General features: G+C 64.4%; 7 protein-coding genes and 1 pseudogene. 7 read left to right on the top strand and 1 reads right to left on the bottom strand.

Going from position 1 to position 8,533, the window contains the following annotated elements; all coding sequences use genetic code 11:
* The first annotated feature begins 264 nt into the window (after positions 1-264).
* The 7 genes from IEV82_RS23140 (at position 265) to IEV82_RS23170 (ending at position 8,198) form a co-directional block, all read left to right on the top strand.
* A complete protein-coding gene (locus tag IEV82_RS23140; RefSeq protein ID WP_188484450.1) occupies positions 265-573 on the top strand; it encodes a hypothetical protein in 309 nt (102 codons plus the stop codon).
* Between the two features lie 126 nt (positions 574-699).
* The gene (locus IEV82_RS23145) at positions 700-1,923 is read left to right on the top strand and encodes a chemotaxis protein CheA (protein ID WP_229748002.1); all 1,224 of its coding nucleotides are present in this window, start codon (positions 700-702) and stop codon (positions 1,921-1,923) included.
* Complete coding sequence (locus tag IEV82_RS23150) at positions 1,920-2,729, top strand: CheR family methyltransferase (protein WP_188484451.1); 810 nt, start codon at positions 1,920-1,922, stop codon at positions 2,727-2,729. Before IEV82_RS23145 ends, IEV82_RS23150 begins: the two co-directional genes overlap by 4 nt.
* Positions 2,729-3,826 carry a chemotaxis-specific protein-glutamate methyltransferase CheB gene (gene cheB, locus IEV82_RS23155; RefSeq protein WP_188484452.1) on the top strand — a complete coding sequence of 366 codons (1,098 nt, stop codon included), beginning with the start codon at positions 2,729-2,731 and terminating at the stop codon, positions 3,824-3,826. Before IEV82_RS23150 ends, cheB begins: the two co-directional genes overlap by 1 nt.
* 14 nt (positions 3,827-3,840) lie before the next feature.
* On the top strand, positions 3,841-4,368 hold the full coding sequence (locus IEV82_RS23160; RefSeq protein ID WP_229748003.1) for a chemotaxis protein CheW: 528 nt from the start codon (positions 3,841-3,843) through the stop codon (positions 4,366-4,368).
* 88 nt (positions 4,369-4,456) lie between these two features.
* The gene (locus IEV82_RS23165; protein ID WP_188484453.1) at positions 4,457-4,861 is read left to right on the top strand and encodes a response regulator; all 405 of its coding nucleotides are present in this window, start codon (positions 4,457-4,459) and stop codon (positions 4,859-4,861) included.
* Positions 4,862-4,898: 37 nt separating this feature from the next.
* Positions 4,899-8,198, top strand: coding sequence for an Hpt domain-containing protein (locus tag IEV82_RS23170; protein WP_188484454.1), 3,300 nt, complete (start codon positions 4,899-4,901; stop codon positions 8,196-8,198).
* A gap of 63 nt (positions 8,199-8,261) precedes the next feature.
* On the opposite strand, the pseudogene IEV82_RS23175 reads toward IEV82_RS23170, so the two are convergent.
* A pseudogene (locus tag IEV82_RS23175) lies at positions 8,262-8,533 on the bottom strand (capsule biosynthesis protein); the annotation flags it as partial.

Raw genomic sequence — 8,533 nt, forward strand, 5'->3', positions numbered from 1 at the left:
CACCGCGCCAGGCTCAAATCCCCGCGCCACATGTCGGAATATCGACGCGTTAACCCATTGCTACCCGTCACATGTCGAACTGTCGTCGAACCAGGCGATGCAACCCTCCTGTCTTAAGAAAAGGCCGTGCCGATCGACGGCGGAGAGGTATCGAAAGTGATCATGGATGACCGAAAGATAGGGACGTCGTCTTGCCCCGACATCCTTACATTTCCCGCCCCGAGTCCGTTTGCATGATCAGACTGGTCCAACAGGCAGGCAATCATGTTATCAAAAACGTATCATCTCAAATTTCCCAGCCTCGACGCGGCACAGATCGCAGCCCCCTTCATCACCGAGATCCTGGGAAATGCGATCCCGGAATGTCACGTGTCCGGGCTCACCGTGATGATCGGCAAGGAAGGTGACATTTCCGTCAACCTGTTCTTCCCGTCCATCGCCGATCTGAAAACCTTCGAGAAAAAGCATGGTGGCTTCATTGAAACCATGAAGAAGACATTCCTGTTCCGCTCGACCGGGTTCGACGGGGTGTGCATTTTCAACTTTGACGGCAATGCCGAGGATGCGGCCTGACGCTGGCTGACTGGCTGGCACGGAGGTTGCACTCACCTGGTGCCGGCGCAGCTGCGCCTGACTTGAAACAGGTCGGAAAGATCACAGGAACATGGCCATGGCGTTTCTTCAGCGAACCCTTCGTGCATGGCACACACCATGACAGCCAAGGTCGAACACGGGTCTGACAAGGCGGCGGGTGACGTTCTTCTGCGCGTCTCCTCGGACAAGATCGGACGGCTGATGGACCTCGTCGGGGAACTGTCGCTGTCGGTCTCGGAAACCATCAACGCGCCGGAACTGGCGCATCTGGACCTGGTGGGTTTTGAGGCCGCGGCGCACCGTCTGTCGATGATCGTCAGCGAGGTTCAGGACGCCGCAAGCGAGCTGCGTCTCGTGCCCGTGGCAGAAGTGTTCCGCCGTCTCAAACGTATGGTGCGCGAGTTGCAGCGCGAAACCGGCAAGGACATCCGGCTCGAGATCCTCGGCGAGGACACCGCAATCGACAAGCTGGTGGCGGACCGGCTTTATGATCCGCTGCTGCATGTGGTGCGCAACGCCGCAGACCACGGGCTTGAGCCGCCCGAGGAACGCGAGGCGGCAGGCAAGTCGCGCACCGGAACGCTGACGCTCTCGGCGACGCAGACCGGCAGCGAGGTCCGCATCCAGATCATCGATGACGGGCGCGGGCTGAACCGCCGCAAGATCCTTGCCAAGGCGCGCCAGAACGGCCTCTTCGGTCCAACCGAGGAGCCTGACGACAACACCTTGTGGAAGGCCATCTTCGAGCCCGGGTTCTCGACCGCCGACACCGTCACCACCCTGTCGGGGCGCGGCGTCGGGATGGATGTTCTCAACACCACGATGGACGCCCTGCGCGGCCGCATCGCGGTGACCAGCGAAGAGGGCAGGGGCACCACGGTGTCGCTGCACATCCCGGTGTCGCTGGCCTTTCTCGACAGCGTCATCCTGCGGTCGGGCACCCACCTGTTCTGCGTGCCGATCGACGACATCGTCGAGATCACCAAGCCCGGCACCACCGACAAGCTGCACATCTCGGCCGGCAAGGGCGCCGAGATGCTCTGGCTGCGCGACCGCTTCATCCCGGTCTGCCGGCTCGAGCAGTTCTTCGTCGGCATGCGCAAGGAGATGCCCGCGCTGACCGACATGGTGTCGCTGATCTTCGAGACCAGCAACGGGCCGATCGCGGTGCCCGTGGACGAGGTCATGGACCGCCAGCAGGTCGTGATGAAACCGCTCGAAGGCGCGCTGACCCGGCTGCGGGCCAGCTGGGGGTTTGCCCTGCTGGCCTCGGGCGAGGTGGCGATGGTCCTTGATTGCCAGCGCCTTGTCATCGGGGATCCCGCATGACCACCTCCGTCGACCAGGCCGGGTTCGAACAGATCCGCGCATGGCTCAGCCAGCGCTGCGGGATCGCCTTTCCGCCGTCGAAATCCGACCTGCTGCGTCAGCGCATGGACCGGGTGCTGCGGCGCTTCGGCTTCGACGATCTCGACCGGCTGGCCAAGGAGCTGCTCTCGGCCCGGGCGCAGGATGTCGAACTGGCCGTGATGCATGCCGCCTCGATCAACCACACCTATTTCTTCCGCGAACCCGACGTTCTGGACCGTTTCGTCGAGCTCGCGGTGCCGATGATCCAGGCACAGCCCAATTTCCGCATCTGGTCGGCTGCCTGCTCGACCGGCGAAGAGGCCTATACGATCGCGATCATGCTGGCGGCCCGGCTTGGAACCCCGGTGCTGAACAGGATCGAGATCCTCGGCACCGATATCAGCGGCCCGGTGGTGGAGCGCGCCGAGCTGGGGATCTTCCCGCACCGCCAGTTCTCGCAGACCGATCCGCAGATCGTCTCGCGCTGGTTCCGGCCCACCGGCATCGAGCAATACCAGGTGATGCCCGAATTGCGCAATGTCTGCACCTTCCGGCGCATGAACCTCAAGGCGACGCCCTATCCCTTTACCCGTCCGTTCCAGGTCATCTTCTGCCGCAACATCCTGTATTATTTCGATCAGGACGACCAGGCTGCGACAGTCGAGGCGCTGTATCACTGCCTCGAACCCGGCGGATTGCTGGTGACCTCCGTGACCGAGACCATCCGCGACCTGCATGATCGCTGGGAACCGATCTCGACGGGCATCTACAGGAGGGCGTTCTGATGCCCCTTTCGAAACGCCCTGTCCGGGTCCTGGTCGTCGACGATTCACTGGTGTTTCGCCGCTTCCTGACCCGTGCCCTGAACGTGGACCCGATGCTCGAGGTGATCGGCGAGGCGTCCTGCGCCGAAAGCGCCAAGGCCATTCTCCGGGACACCACGCCGGATGTCATCACGCTCGATCTCGAGATGCCGGGCGAGGACGGTCTGGACTTCCTGCGCAACACCATCGTCGGGCTGAAGATCCCCACCATCGTGATCTCCGGCAAAACCCAGCGCGGCACCCGGATGTCGATCGAGGCGCTCGAGGCAGGCGCGCTGGATGTCTTTCCCAAACCCCGCGGTCTTGCTCCGGGGCAGGCGGCGCACGAGGCGCTGGCGGATGTCGGCGCACGGCTCAGGACACTGGCCCGTGCCCGCCTGGATCATCACCCCGCCCCGGTCGAACGGCGCAAGCTGGCCTGGTCCGAAAGACAGGCCAGGGATTGGGTCATCGCCATCGGCGCATCGACCGGCGGCGTGCAGGCGCTTGGCACCGTCCTGCCGCTCATGCCGGTCAACTGCCCGCCGATCGTGATCGTCCAGCACATGCCGGAAGGCTTTACCGATGCCTTTGCCCGCCGCCTGAACCAGACCTGCGCCATCGAGGTCCGCGAAGCGCGCCAGAACGATGTGCTGCGTCCGGGTCTGGCCCTGATCGCCCCCGGCGGCGACCGGCACATGGTGCTGCAGCGCACGGACCGGAACGAGCTCGAAGTGCAGCTTGTGCCGGGGGATCCGGTCAGCTTCTCGCGGCCCGCCATAGACGAGCTGTTCCGCTCTCTCACCATCGCCGCCCCGCGGGTCTCGGCCACCGTGCTGACCGGCATGGGCAGCGATGGCGCCCGCGGCCTGCTCGCGCTGCGCCACGCCCAGGCGCAGACCTTCGCACAGGACCGGGCCTCTTCGGTGATCTACGGCATGCCGGCGCAGGCCTGGGATCTCGGAGCGGCGCTGGAACAGGTTCCGCTTGACCAGATGGCAGCCCGGCTTCTCGCCTCGGTTGGCACATCTTCTGCAAACACGCCCCTCGCAGGCGCCTCAGCCCCCCAGAAAGTCTGAAAGGGAATTACCGCATGACACAGCTTTCCAACACCGATCATCCGCAGGCCATGCCCGGACTCCAGGCCGAACTGTCCGAGCCGATCGACACGATGTACCTGACCTTTCCCGTCGGCACCGAGCTTTATGGCGTGTCGATCACCGTCGTGACCGAGATCGTCGGCCTGCAACGGATCATGAGCGTTCCGGACGTGCCGCATTACATCAAGGGCGTGATCAACCTGCGCGGCAAGGTGATCCCGCTGATGGATGTCCGCCTGCGCTTCGGCATCCCCGAAAAGGAGTATGACGACCGCACCGTGGTGATCGTCCTGCAGGTCAACGATGCGCCTGTCGGCCTGATCGTCGACGGCGTCAACGAGGTGCTGGACATCCCGGACGATCATATCGACCGCGCCCACAGCTTCAGCAACAGCGAGGGCCGCAGCCTCGTCAAGGGGCTGGGCCGCATGGACGAGCGCGTCGCCATCCTGCTCGATGTCAGCCGCCTCGTGGAGGACGAAGAGATCGACATCGTGGATATCCCCGCCGCCCGTGCATGACCTGCCGCGCGCCTCAATTTGCACCCGTTCGGGTCAACATCTGTCAGACGGGCCAGGACTGGCCTGCAAACCTCAATCGGAGTGAAACATGGCTTACAAGGTGATGGTAGTGGACGATGCCGCGATGATGCGGCTCTACATCTCCAGCTTTCTGAACGCCCGCAAGGATTTCAAACTGGTCGCCCAGGCGGCCAACGGGCAGGAGGCGCTGGACAAGCTGCCCGACCATCCCGATCTCGACCTGATCCTGCTCGACATCGAGATGCCGGTGATGGACGGGCTGGAATTCCTGCGCCATGCCAAGCTCAAGACACGGGCCAAGATCTGCATGCTGTCCTCGGTGACGGTGCAGGGCTCGCCGCTGGCGGCAAAGGCGCGTGAACTGGGCGCCGATGGCGTCGTCTCGAAGCCTTCGGGCACCGTATCCCACGATCTCGAAGAAAAGACCGGCGACGAGCTGACACGCGTCATGCGTGCCCTGGTCAACGCCTGACGATCGGACCGAAACCCAAGACGCAGGTGGTGACGCCATGACGGATGAAATGGATGAAATCTGGGCCCTGTACGCCGATGACGGCGCGCAGGCCCTGGACGCGATGGAAACAACCCTCGCCGAACTGGAAGAGGATGCGCCCGAGGATACAAAGGCGCAGATCGGAGCGTTGTTTCGGGCCGTGCATACGTTCAAGGGGAACTCCCGTGTTCTCGGTCTGGCAAATGTTGAACGGGTCGCGCATCTTGCCGAAGACCTGATCGGGCTTGTCCGGGACGAGGGCGTGCCGCTTTCCCCCGAGATCATCGATCTGCTCGTGCGCACCGGCGACACGTTGCGCGGCATGCTCGAGGAAACCGCCGACACGCAGGCCGACGTGTCCCCCGAACCGTCGGAAGGGCTGAAGGCGGACCTGCAGGCGCTGATCGACCGGCTGACCGGCAAGGCCCCCGAACCCGAGGCCCCTGAAGCAAAGGCCCCTGCACCCAAGGCAGAGGCAAAAAACCCGCCCGAAGCGGCACCAGACCTGCCTGCCCAAAAGGCACCAGAGAAGGCAGAGGCCCCAGAACCGGTTGCCGAAGCCACACCCGAACCCCAAGAGGCCCCGAAGCCCGAGGCGGAACCCGCCATGGACATCCCGGAACCGCCGCAGCCTCCCAAGGCGGCCAAGGCCCCGGCCTTCGACCCCGGTCTTGCCGGCCTGCTGGACCAGCTGGATGGCGGCAGCGATTTCGACGAAAGCTTTTTCGAGGATGACGACGACAGCGCCGAAGCGCCTGCCGACGCCGAGGACGAAGACGCGACCCCACCGCCCCCGAAGGTCGCCACCGTCGCCGAGGTGACCGAAGGCAAGCTGCAGACCATCGACCCGATGTACCAGAAGATCTTCGCCGACATGGCCGCCGACACCATCGGCAAGATCGCGGCGCTTGTGGCGGACTGGTCGGAGGCCGACAGCCCCGCCGCAGCACACAAGGCCACCGACGGCCTGTGTTATGCAGCAGGGCAGATGTCCCTGTCGGACTGGATCGGGGCGATGCAGGGCTATGTGGACGCAGGCACAAACGGCAAGGACGCCACCGAGACCCTGCTGGCCGATCTGCGCGTGCTCTACCAAGAGAGCGTCCCGAACGAGGACATCCCGCCGGACGCCGGGACGGCGGATGCGGACGGGTCCGACATCACATCGATGTTCGCCGCGCTGGCGGATCTCTATCCCGAGATCGCCGAGCAGGGCATGGCGATGCGCAGCGACACCCCCCGCGAGGACGCCGCCCGCCGCGATCTGTCCTCCCGGATCCGGCGCCTGGTCGATCCGTTCGGCTTTGTCCGGCTTCTGGATGCGGTCGAAGATCTGGCCACCGCCACCCCCGGCAGCGCCTACCAGACCGCAGAGCTGTGCCTTTACGAGGAACTGCTCGGCGTGGAACGGACCGTGCCCAAGGGCACTTTCTCGCAGGATCTGATCGCGCCCAGCAAGATCCTCGGCGCCTGGTGTTCGGACCGCGTGTTCGACACCCTGCAGGCACTCCGGGCGGGGCTTGATGATCGCAGCCGGGCCGGCAAGGACTGGTTCCCGGATTTCGAGACGCTGATGCGGCAGGTCCACCATGCCTGCCTGAATTTCAAGATCGACACCGCCTCACAGCTGACGATGTCGCTGATCGACCTGTTTTCGCGTATCCGCATCGACAACCAGACCCCTGATGTCATCCTGTTGCAGATGGGGCGCGGTTTCGTCGACACGATGGAGCTGGTTTTCGACGCGCTCGATCAGGGCGACACGCCGGACACCTCGCGCATCGAACAGATGTTCGAAGAGGCGACGAATGTCTGTTTCGTCGCCAGTGGCATGGTGTCGGCCAAGAGCATCGAAACCCGGCTTGGCCTGCCGCCGGAATTTCACCGCGTCATGTCGCCGGAAAGCGCCAAAAGCGCCCATGTCGCGATCGAGGAGGGGCTGCATTTCTACGTGCTGCGCGCCGATCTCAACGATCATGACGCATTGGCGCAGGGCTTTTTCGAATGGATCACCTCTGGCCTTGTCCAGATGATCACCAACGTCACGGTGTTCCTCGACAACGCGACGCTGTTCGACTTCCTCGTGGCCTCCTCGTTCGAGGAAGACCGGATGATGGAACGGCTGACAATGCTCGATCCGTCGGGCCGCAACCTGTCGATGGTCCGGGCGCTGGAGGTGAAGAACGCCACCGATGCCGAGACCCAGGACCCGGACGGCATGGAGTTCAGCCTTTCCGGCGATGCCTCCGACAGTCTCGCCCTGCTCGAAGCGGTGGGCGCGATCTCGGCCAGTCATGCGCTTGTCGATCACGAGTTGGAACAGTTGTCGTCGGTGGATGTCGTGCGCGACATCTTCGATGCCCTGCGCGATGCCGGGATGGACAATCTCGACGGCAAGCTGCGCGGGCTTCTGCGCGACCGGCTGGAAAGCTACGGGGCCCGGATCCAGGAAATCAGCGAGGCCAGCGCCCAGCTCTCCTCCGAACTGTCGCATCTGCAACAGCAAAGCATGGCCCAGCGGTCGCGCCCGGCCGAAGTGCTGCTGCGCCCGCTCAAGGCCTATGTCAGCACTCATGCCAAGAAACGCGGCAACGAGGCGAGCGTGACCTATGTGGGCGGTGACGTGGTTCTGGATCAGCTCCTGATCGAGGAATTGCGAGACCTGCTCAAGACCATCGTCACCCTCCGCCTCGACGCGGTGCATGCTGCCACCCGCTTCCATATCTCGATCGAAGCCGAAAGCGATCATGTCCGCCTCGAGGTGACCGACAACAGCCCGAGCACCGCCGAGGATCCGAGGCTCGACGGGTTGCGGATCGACCTGAAACGCCGCAACGGAGACATGCGCAGCGTCGCGCTGCCCGCCGGGGCCGGAACGCGCTTTCACCTGCGGGTGCCGCAGCACCTGATCGTGCTCGATGGCATGGTCGTGCGCATCGGGCGCATCCGCTACGTGCTGCCGATCGATGCCATCCAGCGCATCCTCGAAAGCGACCGGCTGCTGCCGGTGACGGCGGGCACCACGGTCTGCATGCTCAATCTCGGTGAGGACGGGCTGATCCCGGTTCATCCACTGACCACGTGGTCACCACCGGAAAAGGGCCAGGCGCACCTCTATGTCATCGTCGCCAGCAGCGGTCGGCGCATGGCCATTCCGGTGGATGAACTGCTGGGCCAGCAACTGGTCAAGCTGCGGCAATTGCAGGGCGTGCTGGCCTCGGTCAAGGACATGAGCGGCATCGCCGTGCTGTCCGGCGGCGAGGTCGGCATGGTGGTCGCGGTCAGCGCGATCGCCTCGGCGGTGCGTGCCGCCTGACACGGTCCTCACATCGCCACGCCGTCTGACGCGGCCCGGTCCCTTCAAGGGACCGGGCCGTTTTCAGTTCGCGACCTGCTCTCTGAGGATGGAGGCTGTGAGGGAGATGAGCAGGTAGATGCCCGAGAATATCAGGAAGGTGAGGAGTGTGTTCTCGAAGGCGCGGGGGTAGCTGGGGTCCTGCGAGGGCAGGGGGTAGACCGAGGTGGTGAGGTAGCGGGCCTGGCTGTCGGCGTCGCGGCGGGCCTGGTCGAGGCGTTCGAGGGCGGCGGCCAGCATCATGTCGCGGGTGGCCAGATCGGCCTCGGCGAGCTGGATCTGCACGGCGGTTTCGG

Origin of the sequence: Marivita lacus, assembly GCF_014637725.1 — a bacterium.
GTDB classification, from domain to species: domain Bacteria; phylum Pseudomonadota; class Alphaproteobacteria; order Rhodobacterales; family Rhodobacteraceae; genus Marivita; species Marivita lacus.

What these genes read in the sequence shown, in the direction of transcription:
- cheB (WP_188484452.1), top strand. Translation starts at nt 2,729, where the DNA reads ATGCCCCTTTCGAAACGCCCTGTCCGGGTCCTGGTCGTCGACGATTCA.
- IEV82_RS23140 (WP_188484450.1), top strand. Translation starts at nt 265, where the DNA reads ATGTTATCAAAAACGTATCATCTCAAATTTCCCAGCCTCGACGCGGCA.
- IEV82_RS23170 (WP_188484454.1), top strand. Translation starts at nt 4,899, where the DNA reads ATGACGGATGAAATGGATGAAATCTGGGCCCTGTACGCCGATGACGGC.
- IEV82_RS23160 (WP_229748003.1), top strand. Translation starts at nt 3,841, where the DNA reads ATGACACAGCTTTCCAACACCGATCATCCGCAGGCCATGCCCGGACTC.
- IEV82_RS23150 (WP_188484451.1), top strand. Translation starts at nt 1,920, where the DNA reads ATGACCACCTCCGTCGACCAGGCCGGGTTCGAACAGATCCGCGCATGG.
- IEV82_RS23145 (WP_229748002.1), top strand. Translation starts at nt 700, where the DNA reads ATGGCACACACCATGACAGCCAAGGTCGAACACGGGTCTGACAAGGCG.
- IEV82_RS23165 (WP_188484453.1), top strand. Translation starts at nt 4,457, where the DNA reads ATGGCTTACAAGGTGATGGTAGTGGACGATGCCGCGATGATGCGGCTC.